Source organism: Alphaproteobacteria bacterium (genome assembly GCA_030680745.1).
GTDB lineage: Bacteria > Pseudomonadota > Alphaproteobacteria > JAUXUR01 > JAUXUR01 > JAUXUR01.
In genome coordinates, this window is sequence record JAUXUR010000014.1 from 1 (window position 1) to 21,856 (window position 21,856).

A 21,856-nucleotide genomic window follows, 5' to 3' on the forward strand; every position below is an offset into this window, starting at 1 on the left:
CGCGGCTTGACCGCGGGATCCATGGTAAAGAAGGGTAATATTAAATATTTATCGGATCTTTTCCAAAGCTTAATGGATCCCGCGGTCAAGCCGCGGGAAGTAGGAAGTTTGTAATATTTTCGAGTCATTCCACTTTCGAAGAAAGTTTTAGTAGAAAAACTTGGAAGTTTAAAATGTCTTTAATGTTGAATGAATTACAGAATAAAGCCTCTTCGCGCATTGCTGCGGCTCAAACGCTTGTGCAAATCGAAGAAGTGCGTCTGGACCTTTTTGGTAAAAAAGGTGAATTGACAAACCTCATGAAAAGCTTGAGCGCGATGAGTGATGAGGAACGTCGCACGACAGGTGCCGCACTGAATCAAATGCGTGATTTGTTACGCGTTTCTTTGGATCATAAAAAAGAACAACTTGAAACAATTGCACTCAATGAGCGTTTGCAAAAAGAACGTCTTGATTTGTCGTTATCGCCGCGTCCTGAAATGGAAGGCAAAATTCATCCGATTAGTCAAACAATTGATGAATTGATTGCCATTTTTGGTGAAATGGGGTTCGCCTATGCTGAAGGCCCTGACATTGAAGAAGATTTCCATAATTTTGAAGCATTAAATATTCCGCCTGAACATCCAGCGCGTCAATCGCATGATACGTTTTATTTCAACGAATCTGTGACCGGTCGCAAATTATTAAGAACACATACATCGCCTGTTCAAATTCGGACGATGTTGGATCAAAAGCCGCCTATTAAAATTATAGCGCCTGGCAGGACTTTCCGTTGTGATGATGATGCGACCCATTCGCCTAATTTTCATCAAATCGAAGGATTGGTGATCGATAAAAATATTCATATGGGGCATTTGCAATCTTGTTTGCTTGATTTCTGTCGTGCTTTTTTTCAAGAAGATAAATTGTCTTTACGGTTTAGACCAAGTTTCTTCCCATTTACAGAACCTTCGGCTGAAGTTGATATTCAATGTCAGAAAAATAAAGGCAGCCTTAAAATTGGTGTGGGCACCGATTGGCTTGAAATTTTGGGTTGTGGGATGGTTCATCCGAAAGTACTTCAAAATGTCGGTATTGATCCCGAAATTTACCAAGGTTTTGCATTCGGTATGGGGATTGAGCGTATCACGATGTTGAAATATAACATCCCTGATTTACGCAATTTTTATGATGCCGATGCACGTTGGTTGCGTCATTATGGTTTTTCACCCGTTTTATTACCGACTATTACCGGAGGGTTATCCTCATGAAATTCACTTTATCATGGCTTAAAGACCATTTAGATACAAATATTACGCTTGATAATTTGTTGATCGAATTAGTTAATTTGGGACTTGAAGTTGAATCCGTTGAAGATAAAAGTAAAGGCCTTGAAAATTTCGTCATAGTTGAAATTTTAACAGTTGCACCGCATCCCAATGCAGATCGTTTGCGCTTATGTAATGTGACGACGGGTACAAAAGCCTATGATGTTGTGTGTGGCGCGCCCAATGTGTATGAGGGCATGAAAACTGTTTTTGCCGATATTGGGACGTTTGTTCCAGGACTTAATACGACACTTAAAAAAGCTGAAATTAGGGGCGTTCCAAGTCATGGGATGTTGTGTTCCGCGCAAGAGCTTTTACTAGGCGGTGATGCAAATGGTATTATGGATCTGCCCAAAGATGTTGAAATTGGTCAACGATTGGTTGATTATTTAGGGCTCACAGATCCTGTGATTGATGTATCGGTGACGCCGAATCGTCCTGATTGGTTGGCAGTGCGTGGTATTGCACGTGATTTAGCCGCTAAAAAACTCGGTACATTGAAGCCAATGCCGATGAAGGCATTGCCTGTTGTAGGTTTTAAACCATCAATTAAAGTTCATTTTAAGTTTGAAGAAGACGTTAAAAATGCCTGTACTTTATTCATGGGACGTTTGATTAAAAATGTTCAAAATAAAGAAAGTCCTGAATGGCTGAAGAAAAAACTTATTGGTATTGGATTGCGTCCTATTTCGGCGATCGTTGATATTACGAATTTCTTGACCCATGATTTATGCCGACCGCTTCATATTTTTGATGCGGATAAAATAAAGGGTTCGCTTGAATTGCGTATGTCACGTGATGGTGAAACATTGGAAGCGATTGATAACAAGACGTATAATCTTGACGATGGCATGACAGTGATTACTGATGATACTGGCATTATAAGCCTCGCAGGTATTATGGGTGGCTTATCGACTTCCTGTGATTTAACAACACAGAATGTGTTTTTGGAAGCGGCTTTATTTGATCCTATTAGAACAGCGCAAACAGGTCGTAAATTAGGCATTTTGTCAGATGCGCGTTATCGTTTTGAACGTGGTATTGATCCTGAATCTGTTCGTGTTGGCGTTGATTATGGAACGCAGCTTATATTAGAGATTTGTGGTGGTGAGATATCTGATATAGTGGTGACGGGGAAAGAATCACTTCCATCGAAAGAAATTTACATAAGGCCAAAACGTTTTACGCAGATGACAGGTATAGACCTTGCTTCTGATAAGATTGAAAAGATTTTAAAGAATCTCGGTTGCGATATTAAACAAACAGGCGAAAAAATAACGCTTGTGCCGCCCTCATGGCGCCTTGATTTACAAAGCGAAATTGATTTGATCGAAGATGTGTTGCGTCTTCATGGGTACCACCATTTACCAACAGCATCGATGCCAAAAGGCGAGGGGATTCCGAAAGCGATTTTAACGCCGTCTCAAAAAAGACGTCAAGATGCACGTCGTTATTTGGCAAATCGAGGCCTATTAGAAATTGTGACCTATTCTTTTATGTCACAAAAGAAGGCTTTATTGTTTGGGGCAATAAATGAAAGCATCATTCTTTCTAATCCTATAAGTGCTGATCTTGATTATATGCGACCATCGATTTTACCGAATATAATGGATGTGCTCGTACGAAATACTGCACGCAATAATGCTGATTTAGGTTTGTTTGAAATTGGGCCAATTTATAAAGACGACACGCCTGATGGTCAATTGATGATGGCAAGTGGTATGCGTATGGGTAAAACCAATACGAAACATTGGTTGCAGGTGCCACGATCATTTGATGTCTATGATGTTAAAGCAGATTTCTTGAGCGTCCTTGGTCTGTTTGGTATTAAAGAAGAGCAAATCCAATTCAAGCAAAATGCTGCGTCTTGGTATCATCCAGGCAGATCTGGATCTTACTATTTCGGTGGGAAAACGCTTTTGGGGTATTTTGGTGAAATCCATCCTAAGATTCAAAAAGAATTCGATTTAGCAAATCCCGTCTATGGGTTTGAAATTTTTATGGATGCTGTACCTTTCTTGGAGAAAAAGAAAAGTAAAATGGCGCTTGAATTATCATCTTTCCAAATGGTTGGGCGTGATTTTGCATTTATTTTGGACAACAATGTTCAAGCACAAGATGTTATAAAGATCGCTAAAAATATCGATAAAAATTTGGTGCAAGAAGTCACTATTTTTGATGTCTATCAAGGCGATAAATTGCCGATTGGTAAAAAATCTATCGCGTTGAATTTAAAGTTACAATCAAAAGATAGAACACTTAAAGATGATGAAATTGATATTATCAGCACTAATTTGATTCGCGAGATGAAAGAAAAATTGGGTGGTCAGATTCGAGATCAGTAAGATTATGTATAGAACTGAAATGTTATAGGGGAATATTGGTAAAGAGGGATTTAGCGGTTTTTGTTTAATTGCATTGGCCAATTGATCCTTCTTTACAAATACGACCATCTGCCCAAATAGCATTTGAAAAATCAGCATGCGATAAATCAGCGCCTTGCATTTCGGCATTTTTAAAATTTGCGCCCTTTGCGTTAGCTCTAAAAAAACGAGCACCCCTTAGATTTGCACCTTCAAAATTGGTTTTTTCAAGATTAGCGCGGCTGAAATCAGCTTCAGTAAGACGCGCATTTTTGAAATTTGTTTCAACCAAAGTGGCTGTTATAAATTTGGTATGAAAACCATCGACATGCTCTAAATTGGCCTGGCTTAAATCAGCACGATTAAAACTCGAATCACGTAATTTTGTATTTGTGCCAGAAATATCTATTTTGGGTAAGATTTTTCCATCAAAATAGCAACGCTGCCAATCAACATTTTGTTGTGCTGGATCGGTACATCCCGCTAAAAGAGGATAAGAAATTGTGATGAAGCATATGAAAAATATAAAGCGCACTGTCAAATCCTGACCATTTTTAACGAATATAATTAAAATAGCAGGTTATGTCGTATTAAGGAAGGATTTGCTTGAATTTATTCTTGGAGATATACCCGAATGATTTGGAAATGGGGATTTTTAGGCATGAGTTCTGAGGTGATTTTTGATGTCAAAAATTACGACATGTAATTGTTTTACCTTAGAAATTTTTGGTTCAAAAAGCGACCAAAAATCATATTATTTGTGAATATATGGGGCGAGCGATGGGGATCGAACCCACGACATCCAGAACCACAATCTGGCACTCTAACCAACTGAGCTACGCCCGCCACATGTCATCTTTTTTACAGACTATTCGGGATTCCGTCAAGTGAATTTAGACAATTTTGTTAAGTATTTGTATAGTCCTTTTTTTTCTAGGCTTTTGATAGGATTTTAATTTTTTGGTGAACACAGAAATCCCTTAAGCAATAGACTTCTTTTGAAACGCTACTATTGAAATTTTTGGTTCAAAAAGCGACCAAAGGTCATCGACTAAAAACGGTAGTTTCAGATTATTTGGGTATACATCAACTAAGGCTCCACATTTTTGAATAGGTCTGCTAAGATCGAGCAATATGGTATATGTGCTATTTCTCAAAAGGAGAAAATCATGTTTCGCGGATCAATGACAGCTCTTGTAACACCTTTTAATAAAGACGGAAGTCTTGATACGGATTCTTATATCAAATTTATTAATTGGCAGATTATAAATGGGACTGAAGGCATTATTCCGTGCGGCACGACAGGTGAAGTTCCTACGTTAAGTGATGACGAGCAAGAGCAGGTTATTGCAATTGCGGTGGCGCAAGCGAAGGGCAAAGTCTCTGTTATTGCTGGGACTGGTACAAATTCTACAGCACGCACTATAAAATCGACTCAAAAAGCAAAAAAATTAGGCGCGGATGCAGCGCTTATTGTGACGCCATATTATAATAAGCCAACGCAAGAGGGTCTTTATCAGCATTATAAAGCCATTCATGATGCGGTTGACTTACCTATTATTATCTATAATAATCCTGCCCGTTGTGTGGTGGATATGAGTGTTGACACAATGGCAAGGCTTGCTGAGCTTAAAAATATTGTGGGTGTCAAGGATGCATCGGGCGATATTACAAGACCTTTAAAAACAAAAATGAAAATAAAGAAAACATTTAATCAATTATCTGGTGAAGATGCACTTGTGGTTCCTTTTTTAGCGCAAGGTGGTGCGGGATGTATTTCGGTCACGGCCAATATTGCGCCAAAATTATGCGCTGATCTTCATAAAGCATGGCGTGCGGGTAATTATGAAAAGGTCGCAGCTTTGAACGCACAATTGATGCCTTTACATGATGCTATGTTTTGTGAGACAAATCCAGGTCCAGTCAAATATGCAGCAGAATTATTGGGGCTTTGTTCAGCGCTTACAAGACCACCTTTATGGACAATATCAGATGCTTCGAAAGAAATAGTTAAAACAGCGCTTAAAAACACAGGATTGATTGCGTAAGAAATGTCGAGAAAAGACCAACAAAAATATATTGCACAGAATAGACGTGCGCGTTTCGATTATATAATCAAAGAAACGTTTGAGGCTGGACTTATCTTAAAAGGATCAGAAGTTAAATCGTTGCGCGAAGGTCATGTTAGTATTCAAGAAGCGTATGCCACTGAAATCAATGGGGCATTTTACCTTGTGAATGCAACTATTAATATATATAAGCCAGCCAATCGTTTTAACCATGAACCAAATGCGCCGCGTAAATTGCTTTTACATAAAAAACAATGCTCTCGTTTGTTTGGATTAATTAAGCGAGAAGGTATAACGCTTGTGCCGATGGCGCTTTATTTTAATACGCGTGGTCTTGCAAAGCTTGAATTGGGTATTGGTAAAGGTAAAACCAAAGGCGATAAACGCGCGAGCGAAAAAGAAAAAGATTGGCAAAAAGTAAAGGGCCGTGCGCTTCGTAATATTGAAGATTAAGACGGCCCATCAGGGCGCATTTTGTCTATTCAGAAATGAGCCGGGAACGTTATAATGATCTAGACCAATTCAATTTAATTAGCTAAGCTTTATCAAATAGTAATCGTTAATATGAACGGAGACATTTTTTGAGCGTGTTAAAAAACGAGAAACAAACAATATCCTATTCTTTTGATGAATCAGAAAAAAGCCTTGGTTTTCTAATGTGGAAAACAACACTTACTTGGCAACGGATGATTAAAAGAACACTTGATTCTTATGATCTATCTCATCCTCAATTTGTAATTCTTCAAATTTTATTAAACTCTTACACGCCGCAAGAAAATAAAACGCAAATCGATATTGCAAGACAATCAAAGCTCGACAAAATGACAGTCTCAAAATCTTTGAAAAAATTAGGATTGCTTGGCCTTATAACGCGTCATGAAAATGAAAAAGATCCACGCGCAAAAACGGTCTTATTAACCGAAAAAGGGAAAAAAATTATTGAGGTTTTGCAACCCATGATAGAACGTGTTGATAAAGGTTTTTTTTATTCTTTGAACACTCAACAACAAGAAGATTTGAAATCTACTTTTAACTTATTAAAAGAATAAACAAGAAAGCAGACTTGAAGTTAGAAGAAACACCTTCTACATATCTGTGTATCGGGTTAAAAATTATCATCTTTTCTTTTCGTTAAAATGCTATCTTTAATTTCATTAAAAACAGCCTCAATCTCTCTGTTGTTAAATTGTGATTTTTGTAATGAAGGTGTTGTTTTGTTCATGATCCAAAGAATGTTTTCAACTTGATCTAACATCCACTCGTAATCTGTCGTAAATTCGTACATTTGATTCATGTTATTCTCCTTTAATACGACCTCTCAATTTATTATGGTAGACGAAGAAACAACAACATTCAATTAAAAATATTTTACCATAGATAAAATACAACTTATAGTTGTTTTTTTGAAGTCGCATCCAACTTTATTTGGCGTTTAAATTTGAAAAAAGACTTTAAGGCTATAGACATATATTTTTTTGTTTTATAAATCAATGTGATGATTTTTTTGTCTTGATAGTTAATTCATTTATGACCTAAAATAAAATTGTAGCAAAAAAACTAATCTCAAAGTTTTCTTACCTAAAATTATTTCAATATTATATGGGAGATACGTTATGAAATCTTCTTGTGGTCCTTTTTTGTCTTTTTTTCTCTTTGTTTTTCTGGGGCTTATTTATGTAAATACAGTGTTTGGGGAAGGTGGCAGTACGGATAAATCAAATGATAATAGCTCTAATGATCATCGATCGACATCAAGCAGTGATCCAATTTTAGCAATGCACGATGTTTCATACAAAGATACGTTTCTAACTTCTTCTTCTTTAGATGAATCACTCAATATTATGGATAAAGAACCACGCAAAATATTTCTTTTATCCTTAAGTGGTGGTGGGTTCCGCGGTATCATTCATGCATATGCATTATCACGTTTAGAATCTTTGTTTGGGACATCAGTTGTTAATATTTTTAATGGTGTTTCTGGGACATCGACAGGCGCATTAGTGGCATTTGGAATTGGTATTCCGGATCCTGAAAGACCTGGAGTTCCTCTTTATTCAGCGAATGATGTTTTAAAACTATATCTTGATGAACGTGAAAGAATTTTTCAAAAACCAGGTTTGAGTCAAAGAATCTGGTCTGCAAAAGGCTTTTGGGGGCCTAAATACTCGATTATTGGTATGGAAGCATCGTTTAAGGATTCGTATAAATCATATAGAATGTCTGATTTATTAATACCTACTTTTGTACCAGCTGTTGAAGTTTTACAAGGAAATGGCGCTAAGATATTTTCAAGCACTAAAGCCAGACATAATGATGCAAAAGACTATTTGATTTGGCAGGTTGCACGGGCAACAACAGCTGCACCTAGTTTTTTTGAATCAAAAGAAATGCATGATGATGCTAGTGGCAATGATCAAGAATCAATATTAAATTTTTGGGATGGTGGTTTATTTGCTCATAATCCGGCAGAAATTGCGTTGATTGAGGGTCAAAAAATGTTTCCTGATAAAAGGCTTAAAGATTTTATTCTTCTTTCGATCGGGACTGGAGAGGAAAAATGTAAAATCAATCAGGAAATGACGCAAAAAATGGGTTATGGAAATGGAGGTGGTCAAATTTTTAAAGCGACGATGGCCGCACAAAATTCCTGGGTACATAAAAAATTAAAAAAGCAGTTGAAAGATAATTATATAAGATTAGACGTAAATTTGGATGAGGAGGGTGTTGAGCTGGATAATATAACGACTGATTATATTGAAAAGCTCTATTTTGCAACTGAAAAAATGTTGGATGAAGCAACTGAACAAATGCTTCATTTAAAAGATGTGTGGGAGATACAAAAAGGTAAGAAAAAGAGCAATTATGATTTGTTTTCAGCATTGCAGCTTTTTATTTCGAACAGATATTCTATTCCCCTTGAAAATAAAAAAGCAATTCACACAATCTATCAGGAATATTGTGAAGAGCACCACCTAAATTGTGGGTATCCAAAAGATATTAAAAAGGTGATCATGCATATGAGTCGTTCTTCAACTGATGCTGCTGATTAAAAGTTATCATATGCGTTAGTGCCACTTTCAAAAGGTGGCATTTCGCTGTTGAGTAAGTATATAAAAAAATCGTTTTTTTATGATAAGTGATTTAAACTTAATCAAGAAATAATAAAACACGAAGGTGTGTCATCATGGAAAAAAACGAAAACGATTCTTGTTGTGGATTACATCAATCTGCGTCTTCTCAATCCGAAATAGTTGATACAAAAAATCAAGAATATATTTGTCCGATGCATCCTGAAATTAGACGTCCCAAGCCCGGCGATTGTCCGATTTGCGGTATGGCTTTAGAATTGCACACAATAAATGCAAATGAACCTGAAAATATAGAACTTAAAGAGATGACAAATCGTTTTTGGGTATCTGCGATTTTAACGATTTTTGTTGCCATTTTAGCTATGGGACCAATGATAGGCATTTCTTTCGATTCGATTCTTTCTAAAAATGTACAAAATTGGATACAATTTTTATTTTCTACCCCCGTTGTTTTATGGGGTGCTTTGCCTTTTTTTAAAAAAGGATGGCAATCAATTATTCATAAAAAATTAAATATGTTCACCTTAATTTCAATTGGTGTAGGGATTGCGTATATTTACAGTTTTATCCTTTTGTTTATAAACCAAAATTTATCAAAGGGTCTTTATTTTGAATCTGCTGCAATGATTACGACTCTTGTGTTATTGGGGCAGGTTTTAGAGCTTCGTGCGCGCGCACAGACTCAAGATTCTATTAAAGCATTACTCCATTTACTGCCTGACATGGCAAATCTTATTCATCCAGATGGTAAAGAGGCGAAGATTTTTGCACATGACATTAAAGTTGGTGACATATTAAGAATTCGACCTGGTGAAAAAATTCCGATTGATGGCATTGTAATCGAGGGTAAAAGTTCAATAGACGAGTCAATGATTACAGGTGAATCGATGCCTGTCTTAAAAGAAAAAGACGCAATCCTGATTGGTGCGACTGTCAATACCACAGGTAGCCTTATCATGCGCGTCACAAAAGTTGGACAAGAAACATTAATAGCCAAAATCATTCAACGCGTGAGCGTTGCTCAACGTAGCCGCGCACCAATTCAACGTTTGGCAGATGTTATATCCTCTTATTTTGTGCCACTTGTTCTTATTATTGCTATCATTACTTTTGCTGTTTGGTTTTGGGTAGGGCCAGAGCCTAAATTTGTCTTTGCCATAATGAATGCTGTTGCTGTGCTGATTATTGCGTGTCCCTGTGCTTTGGGTTTGGCAACACCAATGTCTATTATGGTGGGCATGGGCAAAGGTGCAATTTCTGGTATCCTTATCAAAAATGCTGCCGTACTTGAAGTGATGGAAAAAATGACAATCCTTGTTGTTGATAAAACAGGCACGCTTACAGAAGGAAAACCAGTCCTTGTAACAATAAAAACAATAGATTCAGTGAGTGAAGAGGCATTTCTTACATATGCCGCAAGTCTAGAAAATGGAAGCGAACATCCATTAGCACAATCCATCGTTAAAGAAGCTGAAAAAAGAGGCATTGCTTTAAAGAATTTGGGGCATTTTGAATCGGAGACAGGGAAGGGGGTTAAAGGCGAGATTGAAGGACATCAAATTATTCTTGGGAATAAAGCAATATTTGATACCTTAGGGATTGATTTATCAAGTTTTTTGGAGGTTTCAGAGAAATTAAGACAAGGGGGTCAAACAATTGTCTTTTTAGCGCGTGACAACAAAGTTCTTGGTTTATTAGGCATTGAAGACCCCATTAAAGAATCAACAAAAGATACACTCAAGAAGCTTCAGGATATGAATATTAAAGTGATGATGGTTACAGGTGATCACGAAACGACGGCGCATATCATTGCTGAAAAAATTGGTATCAAAGATGTCAAAGCAGGTATTTTGCCCAATCACAAGGCTGATATTGTGAAAGCGTTAAAAGCCAATGGTGCAATCGTTGCCATGGCAGGCGATGGTATTAACGATTCGCCGGCCCTTTCTGAAGCAGATATTGGCATTGCGATGGGCACAGGTACTGATATTGCGATTGAAAGCGCTGATGTAACTTTAGTAAAAGGCGATTTAATAGGCATATTAAAAGCGTATAGTTTAAGTAAAAATGTTATGCGTAATATTCGACAAAATCTATTTTTTGCATTCTTTTATAATATAGTGGGCGTGCCAATTGCAGCGGGGATTTTGTATCCATTTTTTGGTATTTTACTAAGCCCTATGATTGCAGCCGCCGCTATGAGTTTAAGTTCGGTGTCAGTTATTTTGAATGCATTGAGACTAAGAAATGTGCAGATATAGTTGATAAAATATTTGGAGAAAATCTATAGAAGTTTTATAAAAACTGGATCATGATTTAGATATGATCCAGTTTTTATAAAAATAAAGCCATGTTCTTCGACCATGTGTTTTAATCTGGATCCTGGATCTACGTATGAAGCTTCGCTTCAACGAGTCCAGGAAAACAAAGGTGTGTGTACAATTTAAAGACAACTAATTCGAAACACCATTTGGACCGCCAGTCGCCCATTGAATCCCACCATCAGGACTATTAACATCACCGCCAGTTGACCATTTTATCTTTGAGCCAACTTCAGGGCCAGTTGCTTGAGTGCGTTGTGCTAAAAGCTGAGAGGCTTGATCTCGTACAGCTAATGCGCCTTCTTTGGCAGCGCTTTCAACGACAGGTGTATATTCTGGTGCAGGTTGATTTGCGATTAAGGCATCAACCCACCCTTTGGCGCGATCGCGTACTGACGTTGCGTCACTAACATTAGAGGTTGTTGAGGGAAGCGTTGGGCCATCATCAACAAAACCTACATCGCCTGGTACTTTAAGGGTCGCCGTACAACTGCGTCCATTTGCACTTTGAACAATGTGAATTATACTTAGATTTAAATTTCTACCGATACCAGCAATGCCAGCGGCTTGAACAATATCCATGCCTTGATATTTAGGCATGCTTCTAATTTCGTCGGCTGTGGGGGTTATTGTAGTGCAACGTCTATTTTCAACTTCTGCAAAAATACCAGAATTGACAATCATGCCTGTTAAGTTTGTAAAAACGTCTTTAACAACACGCAGTGCTTCCTTATCTTGTACACTTTCACCACTTTCTTGTACTAAGACTGGAAAACCTAAAGATTTTTTGTAAAAAACTTTATAGGCTATAGATTTACGTGGTGTTGACATGAAACCAGTTTGGGTTGGGTCTGTCATCTGAAAGCTTGGATCGCCGTGTAACTTTAAAATGGCTGATTCTTCTGAATCATTTTGCAATACAATTGCAAATCTTTCGCCTGTTCTATAGAGTTGGTCTGTAAGGCGGGTATTGTCAGCTGGCGCATCTGCAAATGAAGATAAAGATAGAGCTGTTAAAGCCATAAACGTTATGCTTGTCTTTAGATTTTTTTTTCTCATCGTTTCCCCTAACCCTACTTTAAAAGGTCTCTTGTTCTTTTTATTAACGTCTTATTATTAAAGCAAACTCGAAATTAAAAATATTTAAAATCATGTCGTTCCGTCGTTGCGAGTTGCTAAAAATAATGACAACTACTACCGGTCATTGCGAGGGGGGCAGCCCCGTGGCAATCTCCTTTAAAATTGAGATCGCCACACCCCCTAACGGGGGTTCGCGATGACGATGTGATTGGTTCGTCATTAGAAGCAGCAAAGCTGCGTGGCAATCCAGTTCAAAAATAAACATTTATCACGTGTTAAATGCTTTTTTCTGGATTGCTTCTTCGCCCCACTTCATTTGGGGCTCATCGCAACGACGGAAATGCTAGATTCTTAATATTTGTAATTTCTTAGTTCGCGTTATTAGAATTCTTCATAGTAAGTCTATCACGCTGTTTTTTGTTGTCTACACCAATTTTGTAGATCTTCAATAACATTAGGATAGAGGCGTTGAAGATTTGCAACCATTTCATGTGTGGATTCTGTTATTGCCTGTGTTTCGAGCTCTAAGATTTTGGCGTAATGAACGTATGAAATGACACCAAAATTAGAGGAACTTCCTTTAAAAGCATGCGCTTCTTGTTTAAGGCGTGCTAAATCATTTTGATGAACAGCTTCGCTTAAACATTCAATGCGCTCTTTTGCATCTTTAAGGTACATCTCGATCAACATTTGAAGCACTTCTAAATTTGTATCATTTAGAAGTGTCTGTAATTGATCTACATTTAAGTGATTGCTTGAAACCTGATTTGACATTTAATCTCCTTTTAATGTCCAATTGGTTTATTTTTTTCATAATACAAACTAGGCGTACTTTTTTGGTTTTTACGATCAATTGCTTCTAAAAGAGGCGAGAAATAACTTATCCCTGCTTTTGTGATGGATGTAAGACCTTTGCTTGTCTGTGTCATATCTTCAATGTCTTCAATATATTGAACAACACGTTCAGCCAAGGATTTAGCACGTGGAAAAATTTCGACTTTTAAAATTTTATCAACAGGAATGCCTGCAGCTTTTTTAGCAGCGCGTAAAGCGTCCCAATAGCCGCCAATCTGATCAATAAGACCATTTTGAAGGGCTTGTGAGCCAGTCCAAACACGACCTTTGCAAACGTCATCTAATTTAGCTGCTGGGATTTTTCTTGATTCACCTACTTTTTGTGTAAAATCTTTATAAACAAAATCAAGAGATTCGTTTAGCTTTTTATAGGAGGCATCTGTGAATGATTTGTTTTGGCTCCACATATCAGCATTTTCACCCTTTTTAATAACATCCCAACTTACACCTAGCGTATTCCAAAGCTCTTCAAACTGAAGTTTACCTGAAAAAACACCAATTGAGCCAGTAAGGGATGTTTCATTAGCAATAATGCGATCTGCGGCCATCGCCATAAAATAACCCCCACTTGCAGCGACCGATGCTATTGAAACAATAACAGGTTTTTTACTTTCTTTGGCACGTATGACTTCACGCCAAACCATATCTGATGCAGGATACGATCCCCCAGGACTATCCATTCTTAAAATGATTGCAATAACTTCATCATCTTTAACAGCTTGTCTTATGGCTTTAGCAACTGTTTCACCACCCACACTACCGCCTGGCATAAGACCAAAAGGTGGTGTTTTGCCACGATGAATTTCACCTACACCGTAAATCATCGCAATTTTTTGCTTTGAGTCTGTAGGTGATTTTAACGATTTGACATAATCAGCAAATTTGATCCATTCGACATCTGCATTTTTTTCTTTGACCATGACTTTAAATTCATCCCAATAGCCTAATTTATGAACAAATTGTTCTTCTAATGCTTTTGGTGCATCTAACGGCGCTTCATCAATCAATTTTTTTAATTTTTCAATGTCGATATCACGATCTTTTGAAATTGCTTTTAAAATAATATTATAGTTTTCGTCAAAAAGTGATTTTTCCATTTCTAATTGAGCTGGTGGGATCGATTCATGTAAATACATATTAGGGGCGGACTTAAATTCTTTGCGTTGTCCAAATTGTGCTTTAACACCAATTAAGTCCATAATTTTTTTACAGAAGGGAAGTTCTTCACCTATACCTGTAAGACCTAAAGCACCAGAAGGTTGCATCCAAATTTGTTCAAAAGCAGATGCTAAATAATAAGGCGTCGTGGCCCATGCACCATCACCAAAACTATCCGTATAAAAGTACGCGAATTTTCCTGATTGCTTAAATCTTGCAACAGCATTTCTAATTTCTTCAGCTTGGGCAATGGTTAATTCTGGATCAAGTGTTCTAAAAACAATGCCTTCAATACGATCATCACTTGCGGCGCGATCAAGGCTTTCAAGAACAGTACGAATGGATAAAACATAGCCTAAGCCTAAATATTCAAAAGGATTGTCATTGGAGTTTTCAACAATAGGGCCATGAAATTCAAAATTTAAGATCATTTTTTTGGGCAAGGTTTTTTCAGAACCAAAAAAATAAAAATATGACACTGTTAACATTAGGATAAGGAAAAAGGCGATGACGCCAACACCTGTAAAAAACCCCAATAAAAAACGGGACATAAATCCTCTCATAAGCGTTTCCTTCCCTAATGTTATATTTTTTTTATAGTCTGTTTTAGTCGTTATCGTCTTTTGCAAGTGTAATGTCAGGTGCAGTAGGTGATTTCATACCAACCACATGATACCCTGTATCGACGTGATGTGTTTCACCTGTTACAGCTTTGGATAAATCGCTGAGTAAATAAAGTGCTGATCCACCAACATCTTCAAGCGTTACATTTCGTTTTAATGGCGCATTATATTGGTGCCATTTTTGCATATAACGGAAATCACTGATACCTGCCGCTGCCAATGTTCTTATGGGGCCTGCTGATATCGCATTAACACGAATATTTTGTGAACCCAAATCAACCGCCATATAGCGAACACTTGATTCGAGCGCCGCTTTTGCAACACCCATTACATTATAATGAGGCATAACGCGTTCACCACCTAAAAAGGTAAGTGTTAAAAGGGAGCCACCATCAGTCATCATTGCTGATGCACGACGCGCGACTGAGGTGAAAGAAAAGCATGAAATATCGAGCGCATTTAAAAAATTTTTGCGTGACGTATCAACGTAACGGCCCTTAAGTTCTTCTTTGTCAGAAAAAGCGATGGCATGTACTACGAAATCTATCTTGCCCCATTTTTCTTTGAGTGTTTCAAAAACGAGATCAAGACTTTCTTCATTCGTTACATCGCATTCAATAACAAGATCGGATCCAACGGAAGCGGCAAGGGGTGTAACACGTCTTTTAAGAGGTTCGCCTTGATAACTAAACGCCATTTCTGCGCCATGCAAAGCAAGGGTTTGAGCAATGCCCCAAGCAATTGAATAATGCGTTGCAACGCCCATAATAAGGCCTTTTTTTCCCTGCATTAATAACGGTGAACCTGACATTCTATCTCCAAATATACTTAACCAAAACTGTTGATGTACTGTATCATAACATCGTTTTTACGCTTACATATTTTTATAAAAAATTCAAGAAAAGAGGCGCTTTATTTTTTTAAAGGGAGAAAAGATATGGATTGCAGAGATTATTTAGGCATAATTTAACAATTTTTAAATTTGAGAAAATTAGTATTTTGTAGGAATGGGCAGAAATTTAGAAAAAAAAAGAGGGCAGAAAACCGCCCTCTTTCCCCCTAAACTTGGATTAGATTAATATCATAATAACATTAAGTTATTTATTAAACTAGCCCCCTAAATCAACTCCTTTTACTTTCGGATGCCAAATTTCAGGTTTTTTAACTTTTTCGGATGATTTTTTGACGGTTTCCGTATTTTTTGCATTCGTAAGACTTTTCCCATTTTGAGGCTCTTGCAAATGCTTATAATTCATTTCTTTTTTTATTTGCTCATTTTGCTGAAACAAGGGTGTTTCAATTGCTTTTACGTCAGCCCGAAATGATATTGTCATAACTAAGCTAAATAAAACTAAACAAGCCACACGATGTAGGTTTTTCATAACAACCTCCATACATTAACCTATATTAATATTGTACACTAAAAATACATAAATTTAACTATTTTTTAACTGTCTTTAAATTAAAATGATGTTAAGATAAAAATAAAAGAGGAAATCATGCCATGCGTATTACAGCAATATTGTCCATTATACTCACATCAAGCGCTTTTTTAAATACGGATAATTTATACGCAAAAACAAATCCTTCATCGCCATACATTAATTCGATTAATGATGAAGACAATGAAAATGAAAATGAAGCACCTAATCAAAAAATTCTGAGTGTTGATGAACGTCTAGACAAAGACAATAAAGAACAAATTAAATGGCAAAAAGAACATCAACCTGTTTGCCCACTTCCAGAAAACACAAAAATTTATCAAGATCTTAAGTCAGCATTTGATGCGAAGCATGCTGAATTAGAAGTAACACGAGATGCTTTAGAAGAGAAGCATCTTGAATTGCAAACGGCTAAGACATCGACTGCAACAGGCTTTGTTCATGATTCTGGATTAAATGCGAAAATTCTTGAATTACAGGCTGCAAAATCAGAAGCAGAAAAAAAACATGCGTTATTATCAGCTGAACATGTTGGATTGAAAGCTGAATTACAAGCTGCTAAAGCGGCTTTAGTCGCAAAACCTTCAATAACACCGGCTGTACCAGGCCATGTTCTTGATTCTGGATTAAATGAGAAAGTTCTTGAATTGCAAGCGGCTAAATCAGAAGCAGAAAAAAAACATGCGTTATTATCAGTCGAACACGTTGGATTGAAAGCTGAATTACAAGCAGCTAAAGCAGCTTTAGTCGCAAAACATTTAGCGCCGGGCGCTGTAATGCAAACGCCACCACCTCATCCTGGCATGGTGCCACCTCCTCCACCTCCGCCTCCACCTGCTATGGGGCCACCACCTCCACCTGCTATGGGACCTCCACCACCTCCAATCGGTAAATTTGCTCCTCCTGCAGGAGGTAGAGGCGCACTACTTGGTGATATTCGTAAGGGTCAACCCTTAAGGAAAACTGAAGGGTTGAAACAAACTGAAGAGGAAAAGCTTGCTGCTCAAAATCTTGCTAAAGCGCAAAGATTAGGAAGAGGTAATGCAGATTTGAATGAAGAAATAAGACAAAGGCTGTTAAATAAAAAACCTGCTATACCAGGTGCGAAACCAGCAGCTGGTGCACCAGGCGTAGTATCTTCTGCAGTGCAGTCAAAACCTGCAGTTCCATTACCTGCATGGAGGCAACAAGCTCTAGATAAGAAAAAGGCAAGAGAAGCTGCAGGAGAGAAGCCGGCACGAGCAAAAGGGGCCGATGAGATAAAAAAAGAAGCGGATATATTAAAAAGGGAGGCTGTACAACAAGAACTACAAGTGAAACAACGCAGTCTTAAAAAAGTTCCAGCTGACAAGATCCATGATAGGTCAGCACCTGCTGTAAGAGCTGAAGGCGAATAAGAGCTTCTTGCGTCCGTCTGGGGTTAGTAAACCCCAGTTTGGGTGTAATCAATCTACGGGACATATAGTGAAATAATCCGAAAACACTACAATCCTCCTACTTCCCGCGGCAAGTCCCTTGGGATCCATTATGCAGGAGGTAGTGAATGGATTTATCGAGACTTTCCCATGGGATTTATGGACCCCAAGTGACTTGCTGCGGGAAGTAGGAGGGGCTGGGAGACGCCCTTCAACTTGTAGCGTTTTCAAATCATTCGAGTGTAAAACAAAATTACGCTTAAGTAAAAAATATTTTTTTATAATTTTTTTGGATAAGAAGTATAGAAATTTTATAAAATATGAGTCATGATTTAGATATGATCCAGTTTTAGTATATATAATCGATCAATCTACCGGACAATTTTTATTTTTATGCTAGAAAATTGCTTACACACCCTTGTTTTTCTGAACGCCTTGAAGCAAAGTTTCATAGGCGGATTCAGGATTCAGAAAGAAATATATGCTCGTAAGAGCATGACTCTATCATATAAAAGCATGCCATGATATTCGATCATACTTTTTAACTGGACCCTGAATCCGTGCTCGAAGTTTCGCTTCTCGCCTGTTCAGGGAAACAACTGGGTATTTGGTAGGTTTCGAGTCCTAATTAAATTTTTGTCCCGTATAATAGGCTTCTTTCGAAACTCTACTACTGTGGCCGATTGATGCGTCGTCATCCTTTGCTCATGTAGGAAGAAAAAATTACACATCTTGCTTCATTCCTTGCATGAATTTAAATTTATTTCACTCTAAATTAAGTGGTTCCGATTATCGTTTCATTAAATATAATTTTCGTGCCGACTCTGGGAATTTTTCAATAGCGTAACGAAGCATTGTTCTAGGCATCTGTGTTGCATATTGATCTAAAAACTCAACTAACACTTTTAAATCTCGTTTGCCCATTTCGCGTAACATCCAACCAACAGATTTATGAATCAAATCATGTGGATCATTAAGCAATATTTCGGATAGTTTTACTGTCCATTCATATTGATCATTGCGAATGAAAAACCAGGTTGAAACAATCGCAATACGTCTTTCCCACATGTAATCTGATTTTGAAAGCGTTATAAGAATTTCTTTGTTCGTATTAAGTAAATGGTTTCCTACAATTAAATGTGCAGAGGCGTCAACCAAATTCCAATTATTGATATGCTTGGTATTTTTGAGATAAAATTGGTATATTTTTTCTTTTTCTTCATGTGTTGCTTTGTTGTATTGATCCACTAGGACAAATAAGCCGAGCATCCTTTCTTCATTAATGGGTGATTCCAGCAATAACTGAAGTTCAGCAATAGGTGTTGTTGAAAATTCTTTGCACACTTTTCGTAAAACAGGCACCGTAATACCAATAAATTGCTCATGTTCCGCATAGGCGCCGGGTGTTACTTTAAAAAATCGTTTAGAATCGTGCGCGCGTATAGGATCAGCTAGTTTTTCTAAGGTTAATTGTATCTTTTTGTAAATGTTCATGTATATACCCAAATAATCTGAACTACTGTTTTTAGTTTATGAACTTTGATCGCTTTTTAAACCAAAAACTCTTAGGTAAACTCATTACCCATCGCAATTTTTGGTATCAAAAATCACCTAAAATTTCATGCCCAAAAACCAGCATTTCCAAATCATTTGGGTGTACGTAAAAAATCTTATTAATGTATTTCTTGGATTTGAATAAGAAAAATTATTTCTTACTTATCCAGGAAAAAATTTTATATTCAACGTGTTGGAACAGGTTTTTCACCTGAATAATCATAAAAACCTTTACCTGTTTTGCGACCCAACCAGCCTGCTTCAACATATTTAACAAGAAGAGGGCAGGGACGGTATTTACTATCACTTAGACCGTCATGCAGTACTTGCATAATAGACAAACACGTATCAAGACCAATAAAATCAGCTAATTGCAATGGTCCCATAGGATGATTTGCGCCTAATTTCATGGCAGTATCAATAGACTCAACAGTGCCAACACCTTCATGGAGGGCATAAATGGCTTCATTTATCATGGGCAACAGAATGCGATTAACGATAAAAGCTGGAAAATCTTTGGAAACAGCTGGTATTTTGCCTAATTTCAGTGCTAATTCATTAATTTGTTTAAAGGTCTCGTCAGAAGTTGCTATGCCACGAATAAGTTCCACCAAATTCATGATAGGGACCGGATTCATAAAATGCATACCCATGAATTTTTCAGGGCGACCTGATGCTGTGCCAAGTCCTGTAATTGAAATTGAAGAAGTGTTGCTTGCAATAATAGCGTGAGGTGAAACAGCAGCACCCACTTTACGTAAAATTTGTTTTTTCAACTCGACATTTTCAGTTGCGGCTTCAATAACTAAATCACATTTTGGATAATGTGCTTCACCTGTTGTTGTTGTAATTTTTTGAAGTGCTACTTTTTTTTGTTCTTCAGATATAATACCTTTTGCGACCTGACGCCCAAGATTTCCATCGATACTTGAAAGTGCTTTTTGAAGTTGCTGTTCATTAACGTCTGATAGAATGACGTCATAATTACTAAGCGCACAAACATGTGCAATTCCGTTACCCATTTGGCCTGCGCCGATGACGCATACAGTTTTAATCATTTTTATACCCTTTTTATTTTAAACTGTGAATGTCGTTAGATTTCGGGATTCGACATGCTCCTTTGTGAAGAGATTAACGCCGCATGTCTCGGCGTTTATCTTTCTACCCACATTTTGAAATAATGTTAGGTATATTTTTCTTTGTCGTGTCAAAAGCAATCTAGCTTTGACGTACACCTTTTGTTTGTTGTTCTAATTTTTGAATAAGAGCACTTATTTGACCACCACCAGATTGAATTATTGAGCCAAATTCTTGGCGTTTTGTAATGCTCATACTGACATTTTCAATACTGACATCGACGATTTTGTAGCCATTTTGATCGGGTTTAATACGCCATTCAATAGACAAAGGTGCTGTTTCGTTTGTATTACCCTTTTTAGGAACATTAACACTTGTTGATACAAGGGCCATACCTGTTTCAGGGACCATTCGTACATTTTGAATTTTAAAACTGTTGCCAGAGTATGATTTAAAGGATTCGGCATAAGTCTGCACAAGCAAGTCTTCAAAATATTTTCTGAACGTTTGTTTCTGAGTGTCATCAGCAACGCGGTAATAATTTCCTAAAACAAAACGAGAAATACGATCAATATCAAAGGCTTCTTGAAGCATTACACGAAAACGCGTTTGGCGTTCAGCTGTTGATATTTGTTGTCCTGCAAGTTCTTTTGCAACACGATCATGAAGATGTAAAATAAGATCTGATGCTTCTTTTGAAAAATCTTTTTGGCTTGATGCAACTGAAGAATTGTTTGTGGGTGCAGCAGATTTCGCATAAGAAAAGCTAGGTGCAAGCCCTGCAACTAAACAGAACGTTGCCATGAATTTTAGCGAAGAAATGCGCATTCTTTAGACTCCTAATTAAAAGACGTATATCAACTTAGTGTTGTACAGGGTCATGTTAGCATGAAAATCGTAAATGATAAAGATAAGGGTTTTATTAAGTCGTAAAGTGTTAGCTTATAGTTCATTATTCTCATGTAATTTACGCAATGCTTCTTCACAAACACCTAATGCTTTCCATTGGCATCCTTTGCAAATTTCATGAAATGTATCGATTGATATTTTTTGTTTAATGCGTTTTTTGGCATCAACCCACATTAAAATTTCATTTTCCATAAGGTTCAAGGCATCACAATGTCTTCTGTCAAGAGACGCTATTTTTTTTTGAGTAGCGCACAAAAGGCCACGTTGATGCGGGCAGGGGGCGCAAATATCATCCGTATGAAAAACAACTTGAATTTCAGTTTGATCGCCATCAGGCACACGTAATTGTTCAGCAATTTTGTCATAATTATACGTAAAAGGTTCTGAATAACCTTTACCTTCATAACCGATAGTACATAAAAAATGGTGGGGTCGAAATTTAAGCATATCAATCATTTTTTGTTTCACTTCGACTTAATACCCAAATAATCTAAAACTACCGTTTTTAGCCGATGACCTTTGGTCGCTTTTTGAACCAAAAATTTCTAAGGTAAAACAATTATCTGTCGAAATTTTCGGCATCAAAAATCACCT

At 37.3% G+C, this 21,856-nt stretch carries 19 protein-coding genes and 1 tRNA gene; 8 read left to right on the plus strand and 12 right to left on the minus strand.

Annotated features, from left to right (window positions below; translation table 11 throughout):
• Positions 1-182: 182 nt before the first annotated feature.
• A complete protein-coding gene (pheS, locus tag Q8L85_00870) occupies positions 183-1,250 on the plus strand; it encodes a phenylalanine--tRNA ligase subunit alpha (protein MDP1723240.1) in 1,068 nt (355 codons plus the stop codon).
• Positions 1,247-3,652 (plus strand): phenylalanine--tRNA ligase subunit beta, encoded by a 2,406-nt coding sequence (gene pheT, locus Q8L85_00875; GenBank protein ID MDP1723241.1) that lies wholly within the window; start codon positions 1,247-1,249, stop codon positions 3,650-3,652. The genes pheS and pheT overlap by 4 nt, the downstream gene beginning before the upstream one ends.
• 64 nt (positions 3,653-3,716) lie before the next feature.
• Here pheT and Q8L85_00880 read toward each other — a convergent pair whose 3' ends face one another.
• Both Q8L85_00880 and Q8L85_00885 read right to left on the minus strand, forming a co-directional pair.
• On the minus strand, positions 3,717-4,205 hold the full coding sequence (locus tag Q8L85_00880) for a pentapeptide repeat-containing protein (GenBank protein MDP1723242.1): 489 nt from the start codon (positions 4,203-4,205) through the stop codon (positions 3,717-3,719).
• Between the two features lie 234 nt (positions 4,206-4,439).
• Positions 4,440-4,516 (minus strand) — tRNA-His (locus Q8L85_00885).
• A gap of 323 nt (positions 4,517-4,839) precedes the next feature.
• Between Q8L85_00885 and dapA the strand changes: the two genes are divergently transcribed.
• The 3 genes from dapA (at position 4,840) to Q8L85_00900 (ending at position 6,788) form a co-directional block, all read left to right on the plus strand.
• Entirely contained in the window at positions 4,840-5,718 is an 879-nt protein-coding gene (gene dapA, locus Q8L85_00890; GenBank protein ID MDP1723243.1) for a 4-hydroxy-tetrahydrodipicolinate synthase, read from the plus strand.
• A gap of 3 nt (positions 5,719-5,721) precedes the next feature.
• Entirely contained in the window at positions 5,722-6,192 is a 471-nt protein-coding gene (gene smpB, locus Q8L85_00895; GenBank protein ID MDP1723244.1) for an SsrA-binding protein SmpB, read from the plus strand.
• Positions 6,193-6,326: 134 nt separating this feature from the next.
• Positions 6,327-6,788 carry a MarR family transcriptional regulator gene (locus Q8L85_00900; protein MDP1723245.1) on the plus strand — a complete coding sequence of 154 codons (462 nt, stop codon included), beginning with the start codon at positions 6,327-6,329 and terminating at the stop codon, positions 6,786-6,788.
• A gap of 56 nt (positions 6,789-6,844) precedes the next feature.
• Here the strand turns inward: Q8L85_00900 and Q8L85_00905 are convergent, their stop codons facing one another.
• Positions 6,845-7,033, minus strand: a complete 189-nt coding sequence (locus tag Q8L85_00905) for a hypothetical protein (protein MDP1723246.1) — start codon at positions 7,031-7,033, stop codon at positions 6,845-6,847.
• A 319-nt stretch (positions 7,034-7,352) separates the two neighbouring features.
• Between Q8L85_00905 and Q8L85_00910 the strand changes: the two genes are divergently transcribed.
• Both Q8L85_00910 and Q8L85_00915 read left to right on the plus strand, forming a co-directional pair.
• Positions 7,353-8,789, plus strand: a complete 1,437-nt coding sequence (locus Q8L85_00910) for a patatin-like phospholipase family protein (GenBank protein MDP1723247.1) — start codon at positions 7,353-7,355, stop codon at positions 8,787-8,789.
• A 134-nt stretch (positions 8,790-8,923) separates the two neighbouring features.
• Entirely contained in the window at positions 8,924-11,089 is a 2,166-nt protein-coding gene (locus tag Q8L85_00915; GenBank protein MDP1723248.1) for a copper-translocating P-type ATPase, read from the plus strand.
• A gap of 192 nt (positions 11,090-11,281) precedes the next feature.
• On the opposite strand, the gene Q8L85_00920 is transcribed toward Q8L85_00915, so the two are convergent.
• The 5 genes from Q8L85_00920 to Q8L85_00940 form a co-directional block, all read right to left on the minus strand.
• Positions 11,282-12,208: a hypothetical protein gene (locus Q8L85_00920; GenBank protein MDP1723249.1), complete on the minus strand. Its 927-nt coding sequence runs from the start codon at positions 12,206-12,208 to the stop codon at positions 11,282-11,284.
• Between the two features lie 426 nt (positions 12,209-12,634).
• Positions 12,635-13,003 carry an Hpt domain-containing protein gene (locus Q8L85_00925; protein ID MDP1723250.1) on the minus strand — a complete coding sequence of 123 codons (369 nt, stop codon included), beginning with the start codon at positions 13,001-13,003 and terminating at the stop codon, positions 12,635-12,637.
• 11 nt (positions 13,004-13,014) lie between these two features.
• A complete protein-coding gene (gene sppA, locus Q8L85_00930; GenBank protein ID MDP1723251.1) occupies positions 13,015-14,793 on the minus strand; it encodes a signal peptide peptidase SppA in 1,779 nt (592 codons plus the stop codon).
• Positions 14,794-14,848: 55 nt separating this feature from the next.
• Positions 14,849-15,676, minus strand: coding sequence for an enoyl-ACP reductase FabI (gene fabI, locus Q8L85_00935; GenBank protein MDP1723252.1), 828 nt, complete (start codon positions 15,674-15,676; stop codon positions 14,849-14,851).
• Between the two features lie 298 nt (positions 15,677-15,974).
• The gene (locus tag Q8L85_00940) at positions 15,975-16,247 is read right to left on the minus strand and encodes a hypothetical protein (GenBank protein ID MDP1723253.1); all 273 of its coding nucleotides are present in this window, start codon (positions 16,245-16,247) and stop codon (positions 15,975-15,977) included.
• A 122-nt stretch (positions 16,248-16,369) separates the two neighbouring features.
• On the opposite strand from Q8L85_00940, the gene Q8L85_00945 reads away from it, so the two are divergent.
• Positions 16,370-17,704, plus strand: a complete 1,335-nt coding sequence (locus tag Q8L85_00945; GenBank protein ID MDP1723254.1) for a WH2 domain-containing protein — start codon at positions 16,370-16,372, stop codon at positions 17,702-17,704.
• A gap of 807 nt (positions 17,705-18,511) precedes the next feature.
• Here Q8L85_00945 and Q8L85_00950 read toward each other — a convergent pair.
• The 4 genes from Q8L85_00950 to Q8L85_00965 form a co-directional block, all read right to left on the minus strand.
• The gene (locus Q8L85_00950) at positions 18,512-19,216 is read right to left on the minus strand and encodes a DNA alkylation repair protein (GenBank protein ID MDP1723255.1); all 705 of its coding nucleotides are present in this window, start codon (positions 19,214-19,216) and stop codon (positions 18,512-18,514) included.
• A 245-nt stretch (positions 19,217-19,461) separates the two neighbouring features.
• Positions 19,462-20,334 (minus strand): 3-hydroxybutyryl-CoA dehydrogenase, encoded by an 873-nt coding sequence (locus Q8L85_00955; GenBank protein ID MDP1723256.1) that lies wholly within the window; start codon positions 20,332-20,334, stop codon positions 19,462-19,464.
• Between the two features lie 160 nt (positions 20,335-20,494).
• Positions 20,495-21,181 carry an ABC transporter substrate-binding protein gene (locus tag Q8L85_00960; protein MDP1723257.1) on the minus strand — a complete coding sequence of 229 codons (687 nt, stop codon included), beginning with the start codon at positions 21,179-21,181 and terminating at the stop codon, positions 20,495-20,497.
• A gap of 114 nt (positions 21,182-21,295) precedes the next feature.
• Positions 21,296-21,730, minus strand: coding sequence for a DUF1284 domain-containing protein (locus Q8L85_00965; GenBank protein MDP1723258.1), 435 nt, complete (start codon positions 21,728-21,730; stop codon positions 21,296-21,298).
• Between the last annotated feature and the right edge of the window lie 126 nt (positions 21,731-21,856).